Genomic DNA, 18,169 nt, shown 5'->3' on the forward strand with positions numbered 1-18,169 from the left:
GATGATGCGCAAATAACAACCTCTTCTCTGTCATGACACGCGAGAATGAAAAAAAGGCACCTCAATCTTTAAAATATTTACGCGATGAGTGATTGATCTGGGGTCGAATAGGCTGTGATTGACGCAGTGACCCAAGCAGGCGCTTGCTCAAGCCACTGCTGTCATGAATTAAAAATCGATAGTGGCAGAAAGATTTAACAGTCGCGGTTTGCCAAGATATAACCAACTGCCTGAACCACTAACCCAATACTCATGACCGAATAAGTTTTCTATGCCCGCCCGCAGTGTCACTGGCTTGCCCCAGGAGTTTGTTTTATAACGGCCACCCACATCCCAGCGTGTCCAGCCTGGAATACTATAAGTGTTGGTCGCATCAATATACTGTGCACTACTGGAAATCATGCGGGCAGTGAGTGTGACGCCTGACAAGCCTCTAACATCGTATTCAGTGCCAAGGTTAAGCTGCCATTTGGAAACGTTGGGCGCATAGTTGCCATCATTTAAACCGCCTTCAGTATGGGTCTGGCGGGCATCAATGTAGGCCACCCCGCCCAGCAAGCGTACATCAGGTATCACTTCACCAAACACATTGAGCTCTACGCCGCGATTACGCTGCTCGCCATCGACTTTGTAAGTGCGCGTAAGATCGGCGTTGATGACAGAAAAACCACTGGGCTTTTCAATTTGAAACAAGCTCAGTGTCGTGCTGAAGCGACCAAAGTCGTACTTCGCACCGACTTCATATTGCTTGGTTTGAAATGGCGCGAACACCTGCCCGGCATTGGTGGTGCCAGGTGATGCTGTATCACCTTTGCTTAAGCCTTCAATGTAGTTTCCGTAGATGGAAAAGTTTTGCATGGGTTTAACCAGCAATGCCAGCATCGGGGTCAAAGCACTTTTGTCATAGCTAGTTGTGCCACCCCCTGTACTTGTATCATAAGTAATGACTTTGACAGTTTGATGCCTTACTCCTAATGTCACCGCAACGCGTTCATCCATAAAAGAGATCGTGTCCGCAAATGCTACCGAAGGCAGTTGTAGTGAATCTGTTTTGGGTGGGTTGGATGAAAATCCTGCAAGCGATGGTTGATCAACACTGGCTGCATCGTAAATATTGGTGTTAAAGCTGGTGAACCCATAGTACGCAGCAGTGAATCCATGCGTTTGCTTCAAATAGGAGGCGTTCAGGTTAATTTGATGTTTGACTTCACCAGTATGGAACAAGCCACGCAAGCCAGCTTGCACGGTCTTGTAGTTCCAGTAATCCGGCCAGTAATATACGGTTGCCTGCGCATTACCCTGGGCATCAGTGACATAGATGTCAGTGGATAAATACTGAAAGCGATTATTCCCTTCGCCCAGCGCGCCATACAGGGTCCAGTCAGGATGAATGTCGAACTCCAGCTTGGTCAGAAAATAATCACTTCTGGTTTTGGCATACTCCCAGTCCTGGGCGATTTGTTTAGTCGCACTTGGCGGGCGAGGAATCGCAATGGTGTCGGCGATGCCCAACCCGCCAGCACCTTGTGGCGCCTCATTATTCATGGTTTGGTGCCCGGCATCCAGAGAAGCGCGCAATTTATTGCCTCTGTAATCAATGCCAATTGTCGCGGCGCCTAACTCGATAGATTGGCCATCTGTCGCGGTTTTACCATTGCGATACACACCATTAAAACGCACGCCCCATTCGTTCTCTTCGCCAAAACGACGGCCTATATCTAAATGCCCGCCAAACACGCCTTTCGACATATAGGTCGCGGTCAATCTGGTCAATGGTTTATCCCCTGCCCGCTTGGGCACCATATTAATGGCACCACCTGCCGAGTCGTAAGGCGCCATGCCATTTAACAATGCGCTGGGGCCTTTAAGCACTTCTATACGCTCAGCCGTCTCCACTGGCAGCGTACGATTAGGCGCGATGCCGTAAATACCGTCAAACAGCATGCCATTTTGAATCGGAAACCCGCGAATCATAAAAGAGTCGCCTGCACCGGCCGCATTGGTTAGGCCATAAGAAATCGTACGTACCGAAGGATCATTAGCCAATACATCTGCCGCCGTAATCGCTTGCTGGTCTTCTATGAGTTGTGACGTGTAGCTGGTGATATTAAACGGTGTATCTATGATTTCTTTGTTGCCCAACAAACCAACACGGCTACCACGTGCCACTTGCCCACCTGCATAGGCGGGCATGAGTTCGCTTTTAGCCTGGTCCGTTTTTGCGGTGACTTTCACTTCGGGCAATGTCTCTACCGTTTCACTTGAAACTGCATTGGTAGCGGATTTTTTGAGGGTATAACGCCCGGCCTGTACTTCTACAGCCTGCAATTTGGAGCCTTGCAGCAACAGCTCAAACCCTTGCTGAATAGTGTAATTGCCTTTAAGCCCCCTGGTCACTAAATGCTTGGCCTGATCGGCCTCAAATGACAGCACCACACCTGCCTCACCAGCAAAGTGACTTAAGGCCTTATCCAAGGCACCGGCTGGAATATCGTAGCCACGTGACGCCTCATTTTCTGCGGCAAGCGCTAATGAAAAATGTGCGGATAAAGGCAACATTGCGATGCCCATGGCAGTGGCCAAGAGGCCACTCATGACCTGTTTCTGTAGTTGCGTTCGGCGATGGCCGGGTTGTTGTTTTATTTTCATTTCGTCTCTCGTTGCTAAATGGTTTCATAGCATTGGTCGAACGAAATTTAAAAAGGGACAATGCAAACAGCGTTTTTTGACGTTTTTTTCGAAATAGTTATGTAGCAAGCCGCAAACTGACCCAGTAACGCGTGAAATACTCCACACGCACTTGTGGCAGAGCTGTTTGAATGGCCTCCAGGGCAATATCGGTATTATCTAGCGGAAAGGCGCCTGAAATACGCTGATCAGCCAGTTGTGGATCGCAGCGCAAAACACCGGGGCGGTAACGGTTCAACTCCGCGACCAACGCATCCAGCCGCCAATCGGTAATAACTAGCATACCGCGCACCCAGCTGGCCTCCTGCCCGGTCAACGCAGATAACGCACTGCCGCCTTGCACACTCAGCGTCATTTGCTGCCCAGCCTTGACTTGAAACCGCGGCTGCCCCGCAGTCGGTGTGACCTCTACGGCATGCTGCAAAACACCCAGCCAGGTTGATGCAACTTGCTGCCTGACAACAAATTGCGTCCCTAACGCACGCAAACTGGCTTGAGCAGTATGGACAATAAATGGTCGCTGATGCGTATCCTGATGACCGGTTTCAATATAAACCTCACCGCGAATGAGTTGCACCAGGCGCACATGGTCATCAAAAATAACATTCACCACACTGTCGGTATTCAGCACCAGGCGCGTGCCATCGGCCAGCCGCCATTCGCGCCGCTCACCGGTGGCAGTACTGTAATCGGCCAATATAGGCTGCCAAGGCTGCATGCGCCAGCCAACCCAGGCAACCGGTGCCGACAGCGTAAACACGCCCAGCCCTTTGAGTATGGCGCGACGTTTTGCTTGCATGGCGTCATGCCCGGCAAGCAATACCTGCTGCGTCATCTGCGCCGGGGTGGTGTGTATTTGTTGCTGTAATAGCTCTACGCGCGACCAGGCCCACTGTTGCTCCCAGCCTTGCGCTTTCCAATGCTGCCAGGCCTGTGTATCCTCGGCAGAGGCTTGCCCTGAGCAAAGTTGGCTATACCAGAGCGCGGCCTCGCGAATCACGCGCCTGGCTGTTTTTGGATCTGGCGTTGACGCTGTCATACCAGAGAAAACAACAGGCAATGCTCAATGGCACGTGCCATGTATTTTTTAATAGAACTGACGGAAAGATTCATTTGTACGGCAATCTCAGGGTAGGTCAACCCATCCAGCTGAGACAACAAAAAGACCTGTCGCGTTTTAGCGCCTAGCGCATCCAGCATGGCATCAATCTCGCACAATGTTTCAATCACCATGGTGCGCTCTTCAACAGAAATCTGTACGGCTTCCGGCATCGCGGACAGTGCCTCCAGATAAGCACGCTCCAAGGTGCTGCGCCTAAAATAATCCACCATGACACGCCGTGCCACGGTCGCGAGATAGACACGCGGCTCCACTATCTGGCTGGCATTACGCGCGGCAATCACACGAATAAACGTGTCGTGTGCCAGGTCAGCAGCGCTGTCACTGCAAATCAATTGACGTCTCAACCAGTTTTTTAACCAGTGGTGGTGGGTTGTGTAAAGGCGCTCAACCGATTGCTGCAATGCTAACTCGCTTGCTGACATACTCACTATATCGCTCAACAATTACAATTGATAATGATTCTCATTGTACCATGAGCATCAGATGCGAAATAGATAGAAACATTAGGTGCTACAGCTGAATAGATTGCCATGCTGCCGGCACTCATCACTGAGGCCAGCATCATGGGGGTTAGGCAATGACAGAGGCTGCGTTAAAAACTGCCGCGCAAGGTCATCATCACATTGCGTGGCTCACCAAAATAGGTTTGGCGTGACCACCCTTCCAGACGGGAGTAGTATTTTTTATCGAACAGATTATTGCCCGTCAGGCTGAGATCCCATTGCGGGTTGATACGGTAGCCTACTTGCGCAGAGGCGAGTGTGTAACTACCTTGTTCCCACTTATTGGTGCCATCAGAGGCATAGACCCCGCTGCTCATATCCAGTCCACCACCTAACGTCCATGCCTCAGAAATCCGGTATTTGTTCCACAGCTTGAAGCTGTGTTTAGGCGTAGAGGTTGCAAACACCAAGCCCTGCAAACCCGCATCTGCTTTCAGATATTTGGTATCGGTATACGCATACCCTGCAATCAATTCCCATTGGTCATTCAAGCGCCCACTAATTTCAGCCTCGGCCCCCTGGCTACGCACTTCACCTGCAGAGATTGAGTAGAGTGGATTTGCCGGATCGGTCATGGCGCGGTTTTCATCATCAATACGAAACAAGGCTGCATGCATATTGAGTCTGCCGCCTTGTAGCTCACCTTTAACACCCACCTCATATTGCTTGCCGGTGCGTGGTTTGAGCATTTTATTCGTTGCACTCAAACTGTATTGCTGTGGCTGGAAGATATCGCTATAGCTGCCATACAAGGCGTATGACTCATTCAAGTCGAACACCAACCCGGCATATGGTGTGAATTGGTGAGTGAAGCTACCACTGCCATCGGGATTCCCTTTGACTTCTGTTTTCCAGTTACTCAGGCGCCCGCCTAAAATCAGCCTGGTGTTTTCAAGCACTTGCAAGCGGGTTTGAGCATACAAGCCGCTTTGTCGTGTTTGATAAACGTCAGCGGGGTCATATATAAAATCAGGCTTGGCAATGGCATGCGTCGGGGTGAAAATATTTTGCGTCGCACCATATACCTGTGCATAAGCCGTGCTGGAATTAAATACGCGGGTATTAAATCCCACCAGCAAGTGGTGCTGCTTTTGCAAAAACTCAATCGGCTGGCTTAAATAAGCATCCAGCCCATAGTCGCTGGTTTTACCTTTGCTACCCAGCAAAATGCGGTCAAAATTGCCTGCGGCATCAATATACGAATCACCAAACGCACTGCTTTCCAGGCCATATTTACGGTCAATGGCACTTGCGCGCAACTTGAACTCACCGCCTTGCGCTAGATGGTGCTCGAGTTCAACAAAATACTGGTTGCTGTTTTCGTGTTTATTATCCCAGCCCGAGCCAATAAAGGTCGACCGGCGAATATCTGCAACCTGACCATTCGCATAAGTAGGCAAACCAAAGGTTGGCCGCGAGTCCATACTGGTAATAGTGGCGCCGACGGACAAGGTTGTTTGGGGAGCAAGGTCAACCTCAAGGGTACCGTACAGCAGTGGCTTGCGCATATAATCAGCATCAACGAATGAATGCTTGTCCTGATACATCGCCACCAAACGGCCGCGTACCTTGCCTTCGCTATCTAGGGCCCCTGTCACATCCAGCTCGCCACGGTAATTATCCCAAGAGCCTGCTTGCATGCGTGTTTTCACCATCACATCTGCCATGGCACGTTTTCTGACCAGGTTAACTGTGCCGCCTGGTTCGCCAGTCCCTTGCAACAAAGCAGCCGCACCTCGTAAAACCTCAATACGGTCATAAGTAGTGAGATCTTGCGAACTCGTCCCCCATGCCCCCTGGCTATCTTGTACCGGAATGCCATCAATTTGAATTGTATCCAAGCCATAACCACGCATCGAAATACCGGCAGTATTACTGCCATAGCTCACCACGGTGATGCCTGTGGTTTGTTGCATCGCTTCAGCAACCGTTGTCAGGTTCTGATCCTCGATACGCTGCCGTGTCACAATAGAGATAGATTGCGGGATGTCGCGTAAGCGCTGCTCCCCTTTACCGATGGTGACGACATTCGAGGTGTAAGCACCGGTATATTCAGTCGTAGCGGCTCTTTCCCTTTTTTGTTTGACCACGACTTCAGGCAGTTCATCTATCTGAGATGATAGGCTAGCGACCGGCAGCTTTTTGAGTGTATATCCACCATCTATCCCCAATATCGCTTGCAAACCGGCCGGGGCTAACAGGCTATCAAAGCCATGCTTAAGTGTGTAACTGCCCTTTAAACCCTGGCTGGTTTTGCCTGCAGTGAGCGCAGGGTCGAATGAGATCACCACCCCTGCCGTCTGGGCAAAACTATTCAGTACGTTGGTCAGCAATCCACCAGGAATATTGTAAGGCTGCTCACTCTCAGCCTGGCTGGCAGCCTCAGCATGCGCAGATAACGGGACCGTGATCACGGTGGCGGCTGACATCGCCAGTAGCAAATGCATGGCAATGGCCAGCGGTTTTTGTTTTAAATGATAGAACGGCATTGAAATAACTCTTCCCTTATGTGTTGTCTTTCAATCAATGACGCCCAACACACGGGGAGAGACAGTGAAATCTCAATATTTTTTATTTCTCAGGCTGAACCACGGTCAACCAAGGTGTATACGGTGTGATGGTCACCGGAGTGGTACGGGCCAGCATACCAAGCGTCTGCGTCGTGTTATCCAATGCAAATACGCCAGACACATAAATACCCTCAAGGGCACTCTCGTTAAAAGAAAGGTGCCCAGCATAATAGCGTTGTAATTCGTTCAGTAGCTGTGGCAATGGCATATGATCAGCCACCAGTTTGAAGTGGGTCCAGGCAGCTTCGGCCTGAGGATCAACCAGCGTTGTACGTGGTGTCATACCGGGTTGCAAGTGGGTCGACTCACTTGGAGAAAGCGTCACGCACGTGCGGGGTTGCACCGAACATGCCTCTACGCGCGACTCAATCACCATCACTTGTGTGACCTTGCGCTGGCGGCGGACAGTAAATTCTGTACCCAGGGCACGTGCTGTGCCTTCAGCCGTTTCTACAATGAATGGGCGTTGCTTATCTTTGGCCACCTGCAACAATATATTCCCTTGCAACAATTCAATATGACGCTGCCCGGCATTAAAGTGGATATTCACTGCCGTATGCGTATCCAGTGTCACCCGGCTATGATCAGCCAGTTCTAATGTGCGTTGCTCACCAATGCCGGTATGATAGTCCGCGAGCAGGACACGCACTGGTAACGTATGAGCGCCCATCGCGACAAGCAGCATCACACCCAGTAAACAGAACGCCGTTGTAGCCGCTTTGACGCGCTTGCGTCGTGCAGGTTTGAGTACGGCCTGCAAGGCATGCTTGGCTGGCGCTTCCTGTACCTCATCAAACTGCGCCCAAAGCTTTTGCATTTGCATGTATGCCGTGGCATGGCGTGCATCTGCTGCCATCCACTGCGCAAATCCATCCCGGTCTAAATCACTGACATCATCCGCCTGCAGCTGTGTATGCCACTCGGCAGCCTGCACAATAATGTCCGCATAAGGAGAAGTAGTGGCCGATTGCATCGCGCTATACATTCTCACCATGGATAATATGATGGCAATGCACCATGGCTCTGGCAATATATTGCTTAACCATACTGACAGAAACACCAAGCATCTGGCTGATTTCGAGATAGGTCAGGTTTTCGAGACGACTCAGCATAAACGCCTGACGGGGCTTCTCTGGCATACTTTCTAATATGCCAGCAATCAGGGTTAATGTTTCAATCACCTCCAAATGCTGCTCAGGCGACACTGCGTAGTTGTCCGCATGTGTCAGTGCCAATATTTCTAAGTAAGCCTGTTCTATTTTCTGGCGACGCGACCGGTCGATCATTAAACGTGTTGCGATTGTTGTCAAATAGGCACGCGGGATTTGCAGCGCCTCAAGCTCAGCACGCGAGAGCGATAGCAGGCGACAGAACGTGTCTTGCACCATGTCAGATGCGAGCTCACCACAACCCAGTTTACGTCGCAACCAATGCCGCAACCATTGATGGTGGTGAGTATAAATATGTTTAACCGCCTGTTGTAATGCAAGCTCGTTTGCTGACATTCTGAGGTGTCTCTACATTTAAATGATAATGATTCTTATTCTATCATGTAAAATAGGTTTATATCATAGGCTATCAATCGTATTGAAAACGCCTCTCATGCAGGCAAATATATGACAATTTCATATTCCCCCATCACTTCAGTTGCCGCACTTCGTCAAATTTATGATGAGCCAGCAACAGCCATTCGCGATAAGGCATTGCCTACGCTAGACAAACACAGCAAACACTTTATTTCGCTTTCGCCTTTTTGCTGCATCAGTACGCAAGGGCAGGAAGGGCTTGGAGATGTTTCGCCTCGCGGTGGCGAGCCAGGGTTCGTACATGTGCTGGATGAAACGCACATTGCGTTTCCTGATCGCCCGGGCAATAACCGTCTGGATACGCTGGTGAACCTGATCAACACCCCCGGCATCGGCATGCTGTTTTTTCTGCCTGGCATTGATGAAATGTTGCGATTAAACGGGATTGCTTCGATCACAGTGGATGAGCATCTCATGCAGCATTTTGTGTATGAAGGCAAACGACCACGCGCAGTCATCGTGGTCGAAGTCAAAGAAGTGTATATGCACTGCTCCAAAGCCTTGCGTCGGTCAGCGTTGTGGAATCCTGAAAAACAACTGACTAAAAAAAACTTTCCATCCCTGGGCCAAATTGCCAGGGATCAATACAAATTACTGGTTCCGGCCACGTTGATTGACCTGGCACTCGCGCAGGATGCCAAAAAGAATCTGTATTAACCCCTGCTGGCTAGCCATGGCAGCCTACCAAGTGTAGCTCAGTGTGCCGATGACTGTCCGTGGCTGCGACAGATAGCAATAACCCTGCGTACAAACCGCATAGCGGTTATCCGACAGATTCGTAGCATTGACTGCAAGGCGCCAATGCGGGTCGATTTGGTAGTGTGTCGTCATATCAAAGATGGTTGCACTCTGATTGGTATACGTATTGGCATCATCCCCATAGCTACTGCCAATCCGGCGAACACCGGCCCCCAACCCTAAACCATGCAACATGCCCGATGGCACGGTATAGTCTGTCCACAAAGACAGGTTGTTTTTCGGCTGGCCGGATTGCAAGTTATCGTAATTATCATCTCCCTGCCCCGTGAATCGCGATATCAGGTATGTATATGCTGCAGTCAGATTTACGCCAGAATCCAGGCTGGTTTTAGCCTCAACTTCAAACCCGCGTGCGCGTACACCGCCTACTTGACGCTGAGCCGCTGGTCCAGATGCCACGACTACATTCTGCTTATTGATTTGGAACACAGATGCAGTGACCATCAGCTTCATATCTTCTGGCTGAAACTTGAGACCTGCTTCAATTTGCCTGCCAGTCGTTGGACTTAAGAAGCCACCCGAAGCATTGCGTCCTAACAGCGGCACAAATGAGGTTGCATAGCTGACATACGGCGTCAGACCATTGCCCATTTGATAGCCTAAGCCAATGCGACCGGTGAACTTCTTAACGCTGTCATCATCGGTTTCATCCGTTGTTTCCTGAGCAGTTTCAGCCCAATCCTGACGTCCACCAACAGTTAATATCCATTGCTGCCATTTCATTTGGTCCTGCGCATAAACACCCACCTGATTCATACGATATTGATATGGCGTATCCAATACTGGACTAGCGATAGGCTGAGTACCGTAATTAAGCGTGGTCAGGTCCAAATCTGGTGCAGTACCCAAACCAGTCTTACCGTTATTAATCGACTTGGTCCAATCCAATCCAAACAACACGGTATGATTCACACTACCGGTATGACCTTGCCACTGCGCCTGGTTATCAATCGCATAGGTTTGCAGGTGCTCTATCATTCTCTGTGTATATCGGCTGGCAACATTACCAGTCACTGAATCAAAATCAGTGTACTTAATATCCGCGGTTACCCGACCGGTACGTACATTTTGCCGCAAGGTCCAATGCTCGTTCAGCAAATGCTCGAACATGTATCCAACCTGATATTGCTCTTGTGTGAAGTTCTGAAATGCCGGGTCACCTGTAGGCGTATTTCTCAATACATGCCCATCAGCATCGTTATAGTAAGCCGCATTACCAACCGTCGTATTTTTCAGATAATGCGTCAGAATCGTCAATGTCGTTTTATCGTTCGGCTGCCAGGTCAGCGCAGGTGCGATATAAGTTCTGTCATCGTGCGCGCCTTTCAGTGGGCTATCACTGTCCCGATACAAACCGGTTAAGCGGTAAGCCAGGGTACCATCATTATCCAGCGCACCCGTTGTATCAAAACGTACTTGCTGGCGGTCATAATTACCTAGTTGAACATCCGCCTGATGTTTAGACTCAAATTGTGGCCGCTTGCTCACAATATTCACTAATCCGCTCGGTTCTGCCTGGCCATAAAGTACCGAGCTTGGGCCTTTGATAATATCAATACGCTCAGCAGAATAAGGCTCTTCCTTATAAAGCGTCATGTTGCTTCCCAGCTGGCGTAAGCCATCGCGATAAATGCTGGTGTAAGTCGAATCAAACCCGCGAATACTGAATGAATCAAAACGCGGATCAAACCCAAATGCGCCAACGCGCACACCTGAGGTGTAAGCCACGGTATCGGTGAGTGTCTGCACATTACGCGCATCCATTTCATCACGAGTCACCACTGAAATTGACTGCGGCACCTCGGTAATTGGTGTATCTGTTTTACTGCCCGTTGCACTACGTTTGGCCACATAGCCTTTTACTGGCCCGACCGCTGTCTCGCTCACCTTGCTGGAAGATACTTTCACCTCGGGCAACAACTGCGGCTCATTTTTGCTCTCTGGTGCACGTGGCAGCTCAATAATCGTATAGCCGCCTGCCGCGGTATCTTTGACCTGCAAGCCACTGCCAAGCAACAGTTTTTCCAGTGCTTGGCGCGTGGTGTAATCCCCCTTGAGCAAAGCAGATGTTTTCTGGTTGGTCATAGTGGTCGAAAAAACAATACGCTCACCCGTCTGATGCGCCAGGGCATTAAGGGCTTTATCCAGCGACTGGGCGGGGATATTGAGCTCAACCGCCTGGGCGGTGAAAACAAGGTTAGCCAGAAGCAGGGCAAGTAAGGTTGGTTTACGCATATGGGACATAGGACTTTCCAATGTATGAATTGATTGCTAACACTGGCATGTCGTTTGAACCGACGACCATGTTGAGGTCCTTAAATTTATTTTACACATGCAGCATGGCTTGCCTGCTCAATGCGGCTGAATGGTTGATTGATCTCACACTCCGGGCACTGTTACAACCCGCAATCCTGACATATAATTGAGAATAATTGTCATTATCAAAAAGAATTGTATGTCTGTACCATCGGCATCTCACGAGTTACTGCACCATCTTTATAGCGACCACCACGGCTGGTTGCTTGGCTGGTTGCGGCATAAGGTCAAGGGCAGAGAGCAGGCAGCCGATTTAGCACAAGACACCTTTCTGAGCATTATGAATGCCAACCAGGTATCGGTTATCCGCGAGCCACGCGCATTTTTGGCTACGATTGCCAGACGACTGGTCGCCAACCACTACCGGCGGCGGCTAATTGAGGAAGCCTACCTGGACGCACTGTCGCACTTACCTGAAAGCCATGCCCCCTCCCCAGAAGAACATGCCTTGGCACTAGAGCTGCTACAACACATAGACCGTGCACTCAGTGGCCTGCCCACCCGAGTCAAACAGGCATTTTTACTCGCGCACCTGGAAGAGCTGTCGTATGCAGAGATTGCTAAAGTGCTGAAAGTATCCACCAGCTCAGTCAAGCAATACCTGAGCCGCGCCAATCAACAATGCTTTTTTTTCGTGCCTGACTAAGCCCATGCTTACCTCCCATTTCTCGCCCAAAATTGCCAAGGCGGCCGCAGGCTGGTTCACACTCAGTATGGACACGGCATTCAGCCCGCAGGATGCCGAGCGCCTGCACCAATGGCGGCAGGCACACCCTGAGCATGAGCGGGCATGGCAGCATATCCATCAAATGCGCACGTCGCTGCACCAGTTAAATAGCCATGCCGCCTATCAAACACTATCAAGCCTGCCCTCGCCTGCGAGACGCTCAACACTCAAAACACTGGCATGGCTGAGCATGGCAACGGGTAGCGGGTTGCTGGCCAGCAAAACAGAAACATGGCAACGGCAGGTTGCTGACTACAGCACCGACACCGGCGAGCTTAAAACGTTGGCATTGGCAGACGGCACGCAGATTGTGCTTAACACCAACAGTGCGATTGATGTCAATCTGACACACACCGCACGCACGGTGACTTTACGTTACGGTGAAATCATGGTCACTACCGGCCATTTGCCTGGTGAGCGCAGAGTATTTCAGCTAGCCACAAACCACGGCAACATTGAACCCATAGGCACCCAGTTTAATGTCAGGCACCTTGAAAACAGCATTGCAGTGGCTGTATTGCAGGGCGCAGTAAAAATCATGCCTCACCATAGTCAGGCGGTGACTTTGCAAGCAGGCATGCATACCACCTTCTCCAGCCACCATACTGAACCGGCCACGCCCGCATCGGCGAATGCAGGCGCATGGCGCAAGGGCCTGCTATTTGCAAATAATATGCGCCTGGCAGATTTAACCCAAGAACTGGCACGCTACCGCCCGGGCTTTATTCACTGTGATAGCACCGTGGCCGACTTTAGAATCTCCGGCGTATTTCCATTAAGCAATACCACGCAGGCACTTGATGCCATCCCCAACTCGCTGCCCGTTAATATCGTCTATCGCACACGCTATTGGGTCGGCATGACCGCAGCGCAAACCGGCAACATGCCTTAATCACAAAAAAATTAATAGAAAACACTGCCCGATCTTCATGCTCGCGTGACCTCCCTGATGTCATTCATCAATTCAATCATCAGGAATCCCAATGAGTCACCCGTCTTACACACACAAAACATTACAGTTGGCCCTGCTATTGGCCTTTCAGGGCAGTCTGGCTAGCACGGTCTGGGCAGAAGAAGCGGCAAGCACCATGCAAGCCATCAGAACCTACCATATTCCGGCTGGAGAGCTCACAACCGCGCTACAAACACTGGCTGGTGAAGCAGGCCTGATTCTGACTTTTACGCCAGAACAAACCGCGGGCAAACAGTCTAGCCTCTTGCATGGTCGTTACTCTGTTGAACAGGCATTTGACATCCTGCTGACCGGCAGCGGACTGGCAGCCAAGAAAAACGCCCCCAATCAGTACTCCCTGCTTAAAGTCACGGCACCCTCCCCGAGCGCCACGCGCAGTGAATCCAAAGACATAGACACCTTGCCTGAAGTCATGGTGGTCGACAAAAAAGACCAACCCGCATCCAGCGCCTTACAAAATGAAGGGACAGCAGCACAAGGATATCGCGTCAAAACTATTTCATCTGTCGGCGCACTGGGCGCCATGAAACTGCAAGATACGCCATTTTCAATGAGCGTCGTTCCAAGAGAGTTGATTCAGAACATCCAGGCTCAATCACCGGACGATATTTACAAGGTCAACCCGTTTGCGCGTACGACAACGCCTCAAATTACCAGTTGGTCACCGGCCACCAATATACGTGGCTTTACTGCCTACAACACGGCAGAAGATGGCCTGCGCCGCCCATATAACCACGCGGCGGTCACCGAGGACAAGGAACGTGTAGAAATTATGAACGGACCATCTGGCTTTTTATATGGTGCAGCCACCCCGGGCGGTATGGTTAATTTCGTTTACAAGCGCCCTACTCTTGAACGACTAAATAGCGTCACGCTAGGTAACTATGGCGGCGACCAGTATTACGTACACGGCGACTTTGGTGGTCGCATTGATGATGAAGGCCGCGCAGGCTATCGCCTGAATGTTGTCAGGCAGGATGGCAATACCGCTATCGACCACCAGAAAATAGACCGTGTATTGGTGAGCGGTGCCATCGACTGGCAGTTAACCGATCAATTACTGCTTGAGCTCAACGCCAGCTACAACGACTACAAAACACAGGGGACGTCTGCCTACTGGTTTTACGATGTCAAACATGGCAAAGCCCCCGACGCCAGCAAGCTGTGGTCACAACCCTGGGCGCGCGATGAGTTTGAAAATACCAAGCTGATGGGCAAACTGACTTACCAGCTCAACGACAATATCACCCTGCGCGGCGCTTATATGCGCGATTATGTTGACCGTCCATTGGTCATTCACACCTTGAACAATGTAATTTCGAACACAGCATACAACCAAATACGCACCTTTTCCGGTAGAACCAAGGACACTTACGATGCCGCACAAGCCATGGCTGATATCCGCTTTGATACCGGCTCTGCGCAGCACAAGCTGACAGTGGGCTATTACATGTACTCAGACAAGTTCTACCAGACGCCTGCTAACAGCAATAGTGGCTGGTTAGGACCTTATTCCCTCAACAGCCCCACTTATGTAGCAGAGCCCGCTTTTAACGGCGGCAGCGCGACCTACTATGCCGGTTATGACCTGAATGAAAACTACCTGATCGGCGACGCCATCACACTGAATGAACAATGGTCCGCGTTGCTTGGTGTCAACCGCAGCAACATACTCAGCCAGAGCTTCACACAGTCTGGGGCCAAAAGCCAAGCCGATTACAACAAAAGCCGTAATTCACCCTCAGCCTCGCTCATATTTAAACCCATGCCATGGTTGACCACCTACGCTAGCTATATCGAAGGATTGGAAATGGGTGGGCGTGCTGACAGTAGTGCTGCCAATCCCAATCAGATCATGCCTCCAATGATAACGAAACAGAAAGAGATAGGCGCAAAAGCCACCGTGGGCAACATACTGCTGACTTCGGCCCTGTTCGAAATCGAAAAAGCCAATGAATATACCAATAGCGACAATATCTACACGCAAAATGGCCGCCAAAACCACAAAGGTATAGAGTTCAGCGCCACCGGCCGGGCAACGGAGCGCTTAACCGTAGTGGGTGGGCTGACCTTACTGGATGCAAAAGTGCGCAAATCGGAATTCGACGGCAACCTGCCAATGAATGTTGCCGAGCAGCATGCAAAAATCTATACCGAGTACGATCTTTCCGGCGCCCTGGCTGGGCTAACTCTGACCGGGGGCGTGCAATACACCGGCAAGCAACAGGCAAATGACGCTAATACAGACAGCTTGCCATCAGTGGTGACTGCCGATATTGGCGCACGTTATAAAACCATGCTGTCTAATCACCCACTGACATTACGTTTGAATATCAACAATATGTTTGATAAAAATTACTGGTTAAATGCATATTACGTTGGTACTCCACGCAGTGTTGCTTTCTCGGCAAACCTGCAGTTTTAACTTTGGTCATCCTTAAGAAAAAGCCCGTCAATATTCACTGACGGGCTTTTTTACAACCATCCCTTTATAGCAGAAAGTCATGGTTACCTTGGCAGTATAAGCGCCTATTAAATCTCTAGCTTAAGTGCCACCCCAAACAAACGTGGTGCACCAACATCCAGCACATTGCCGGTGCTATTGTTGGTGATATATTCGCGATCAAACAGGTTACGCACAAAGGCATTAAGCGTCGTGCGCGGGTTCAAACGGTAAGAGGCATTGGCATTCACCAGCACCACGCTGTCGTTACGTCTGGTTTCTGTGAGCAGATACACAGAGGGGCTACTGTCCTGGTAAACCGTATCCACATTGAACAACCACTGATTACCCAAGTGATAATTCACACCCAGATTCACTTTTGTTCTCGGCGCCATCGTAAACTGCTTGCCACGCATATTGAGGCCATCACTGTTAATAAAGTCCAGGTACTCGGTATGGTTGTAGGCAGCACCGGCAATCATCTGCCATTCACTGTTAATCACATACTCTGTCGATACTTCTAACCCGCGCATGCGGCTTCTGGCCGCGTTAGAGACATACAGGCTGTCGGTCGGGGCATCGTATTGGCGCACCTGCTGGTTTTTCCAGTCGGTGTAATACAGGTTGGCAAACGTTTTCAGGCCATACTCAGGCCAACTGCCACGATAAGAAAACTCATAAGTCGTCGTGAACTCTGCGTCATAGGGGCGATGATCTGACGGGACACGCATATTAACGCCACCGCCACGATAGCCACGTTGCACAACAAAGCCGGTGCGTTGTGTGGGTGACCAGATATAGTTGACGCCCGCTTTTGGCAGCAATGCGCCGAAGCTCTTCTGCTCATTGGCCTGGTCGACTGGCGAGAATCCAAGACTATCCAGCGGGTAATCTACTTTGGCTTCATTTTTCTCACGGTCATAGCGTAAACCGGCAATGGCTTGCCAATGCTGGTCCAGGTCCCAGTTAATTTCACCAAAGATAGCATTGTTGCGTATCTGGCTTCGGCCATTGGCCTGTAACACATCGCCTAACCCCACAATACGCAAGCCATCATTAAATTTAACACGGGAGTAGCCATAGTAAACGCCTGCATGCGCTTTAATCGTTTCGCCCTGGTAGGTGGCCCTGAACTCCTGGCTGAATAACCGTGTTTGGTGATGGCGATCAGCCTCCTGGCTCGCATTGCTGCGTTGGTCAAAGTCCAGCAGGCTTTGATAACTGGCATTGGTGCCCGAGGTGATGCTGGTCAGCAACCAGGGCTGGCTTAGCTGATAGGTCAGTTTCAGCGTCGCCTCATTTTGCTGTACGGCATCAAAAGCATCTGTGTTCTGGTTTAGCCGATAATATTGCGGCTGGTTATTGAGTTGCGTCACGCCATTGCTGCCCGCGTGGTAGTCGGTGTGCGATAACGTCAGCAAAGCTTCTGTTTTTTCACCAACCAAGAACAGCAATTTGCCACGCGCATTGATAGAGCGGCGCGGGTCAGCATTGTTACCCAAAAAACTGTTGCTGATATAACCATCTTCATTTTGCACATTCAATGCAAAGCGGCCTGCCAACACATCTGGTACTAACACCGCATTGGCTGCAAGCGCCCCACCCTGCTGGTAATAGTTACCAAGGTTGCCTTGCAAGGTCAGCGTATTTTTAAACTCAGGATCATTGGTTTGCATAATCACGGCACCCGCCAATGCATTACGGCCTTGCACGGTAGATTGCGCACCGCGGTAAACCTCAACCTGTTTCATATCCCAGGTCGAGAGCGGGCTCATGGTCACCATACTGCTGGTTTGCAAAGCGCCATCGACAAATACCGACACCGCATTGTTTAATGACAACGGCCCCTGGTCATCAAAACCGGTCACCGGCACACCACGAATGCCCCAGGTTTCGTTACGCGATTGCGTATACACCCCAGGCGTACGCGCCATGATGTCAGATAGCGACTGATCACCATGCGTACGAATATCCTGGGCGGTAGCGACAGCCACGCTGGAGTAGGTTTCACTGAGTTTACGCGTGATTTTTTCACCCTGCACTGTCACTTCTGGCAAGGTATCCACCGACTCATGAGCGCTGGTCGTAGGTGCAGCATAGCTGCTGACTTTCGCGACCTTCTTTAACGAATACTGCTGACCACCTTTATCATCAAGCGCAAAATCACTGCCCTTGAGCAAGGTGTCGAACCCCTCATTGACGCTGTAATACCCTTGCAGGCCGTCACTTTTCAAGTTGGCAACCAGTGCGGGGTCAAACGACAGGCGTGTGCCAGTCAAGGCAGCAAACTCTGCCAGCACATGGCCCAAGGGGCCTGGGGCGAGTTGATAACGCTGTTTCTCGGCGATGGCTTTGGGGCTATCCGCCATCACCAGCGACGGGCTGGCCGCCAAGATAAAGCCGCACAAAGCAACACGCAATGCGCTCTGCAACGGAGTAAGTTTAAAAACGGAAGAGGTCATTGCCTGAGCACTTTCTTAA

Annotated in this window: 12 protein-coding genes; 4 read left to right on the forward strand and 8 right to left on the reverse strand. The window is 50.6% G+C overall.

From position 1 onward, the window contains the following. Positions 1 to 168: 168 nt before the first annotated feature. From METH5_RS0101230 to METH5_RS14670, 6 genes are all read right to left on the reverse strand, one after another. Complete coding sequence (locus METH5_RS0101230) at positions 169 to 2,595, reverse strand: TonB-dependent receptor (RefSeq protein WP_029146783.1); 2,427 nt, start codon at positions 2,593 to 2,595, stop codon at positions 169 to 171. A gap of 151 nt (positions 2,596 to 2,746) precedes the next feature. Further along, positions 2,747 to 3,727 carry a FecR domain-containing protein gene (locus METH5_RS0101235; RefSeq protein ID WP_029146784.1) on the reverse strand — a complete coding sequence of 327 codons (981 nt, stop codon included), beginning with the start codon at positions 3,725 to 3,727 and terminating at the stop codon, positions 2,747 to 2,749. Beyond that, positions 3,724 to 4,233: a sigma-70 family RNA polymerase sigma factor gene (locus METH5_RS0101240; RefSeq protein WP_029146785.1), complete on the reverse strand. Its 510-nt coding sequence runs from the start codon at positions 4,231 to 4,233 to the stop codon at positions 3,724 to 3,726. Before METH5_RS0101240 ends, METH5_RS0101235 begins: the two co-directional genes overlap by 4 nt. Before the next feature lie 170 nt (positions 4,234 to 4,403). Continuing rightward, positions 4,404 to 6,803, reverse strand: a complete 2,400-nt coding sequence (locus METH5_RS0101245; RefSeq protein ID WP_029146786.1) for a TonB-dependent receptor — start codon at positions 6,801 to 6,803, stop codon at positions 4,404 to 4,406. Positions 6,804 to 6,885: 82 nt separating this feature from the next. Continuing rightward, the gene (locus METH5_RS0101250) at positions 6,886 to 7,878 is read right to left on the reverse strand and encodes a FecR family protein (RefSeq protein WP_029146787.1); all 993 of its coding nucleotides are present in this window, start codon (positions 7,876 to 7,878) and stop codon (positions 6,886 to 6,888) included. Then, complete coding sequence (locus tag METH5_RS14670; RefSeq protein WP_029146788.1) at positions 7,862 to 8,389, reverse strand: sigma-70 family RNA polymerase sigma factor; 528 nt, start codon at positions 8,387 to 8,389, stop codon at positions 7,862 to 7,864. The genes METH5_RS0101250 and METH5_RS14670 overlap by 17 nt, the downstream gene beginning before the upstream one ends. 111 nt (positions 8,390 to 8,500) lie before the next feature. Here METH5_RS14670 and METH5_RS0101260 point away from each other — a divergent pair, with 111 nt between their 5' ends. After that, positions 8,501 to 9,127 (forward strand): pyridoxamine 5'-phosphate oxidase family protein, encoded by a 627-nt coding sequence (locus METH5_RS0101260; RefSeq protein ID WP_029146789.1) that lies wholly within the window; start codon positions 8,501 to 8,503, stop codon positions 9,125 to 9,127. 24 nt (positions 9,128 to 9,151) lie between these two features. Here METH5_RS0101260 and METH5_RS0101265 read toward each other — a convergent pair whose 3' ends face one another. Further along, complete coding sequence (locus tag METH5_RS0101265; protein WP_029146790.1) at positions 9,152 to 11,473, reverse strand: TonB-dependent siderophore receptor; 2,322 nt, start codon at positions 11,471 to 11,473, stop codon at positions 9,152 to 9,154. 211 nt (positions 11,474 to 11,684) lie between these two features. On the opposite strand from METH5_RS0101265, the gene METH5_RS0101275 reads away from it, so the two are divergent. The 3 genes from METH5_RS0101275 to METH5_RS0101285 all read left to right on the forward strand — a co-directional run bounded on the left by METH5_RS0101275 (position 11,685) and on the right by METH5_RS0101285 (position 15,670). Further along, the gene (locus METH5_RS0101275; protein ID WP_029146791.1) at positions 11,685 to 12,191 is read left to right on the forward strand and encodes a sigma-70 family RNA polymerase sigma factor; all 507 of its coding nucleotides are present in this window, start codon (positions 11,685 to 11,687) and stop codon (positions 12,189 to 12,191) included. Positions 12,192 to 12,195: 4 nt separating this feature from the next. Beyond that, a complete protein-coding gene (locus METH5_RS0101280) occupies positions 12,196 to 13,164 on the forward strand; it encodes a FecR domain-containing protein (protein WP_029146792.1) in 969 nt (322 codons plus the stop codon). A 91-nt stretch (positions 13,165 to 13,255) separates the two neighbouring features. Next, a complete protein-coding gene (locus tag METH5_RS0101285) occupies positions 13,256 to 15,670 on the forward strand; it encodes a TonB-dependent receptor (RefSeq protein WP_029146793.1) in 2,415 nt (804 codons plus the stop codon). A 107-nt stretch (positions 15,671 to 15,777) separates the two neighbouring features. Here METH5_RS0101285 and METH5_RS0101290 read toward each other — a convergent pair whose 3' ends face one another. Continuing rightward, positions 15,778 to 18,150 (reverse strand): TonB-dependent receptor, encoded by a 2,373-nt coding sequence (locus METH5_RS0101290; RefSeq protein WP_232410890.1) that lies wholly within the window; start codon positions 18,148 to 18,150, stop codon positions 15,778 to 15,780. Between the last annotated feature and the right edge of the window lie 19 nt (positions 18,151 to 18,169).

The organism is Methylophilus sp. 5, from assembly GCF_000515275.1.
Classification (GTDB): Bacteria; Pseudomonadota; Gammaproteobacteria; order Burkholderiales; family Methylophilaceae; genus Methylophilus.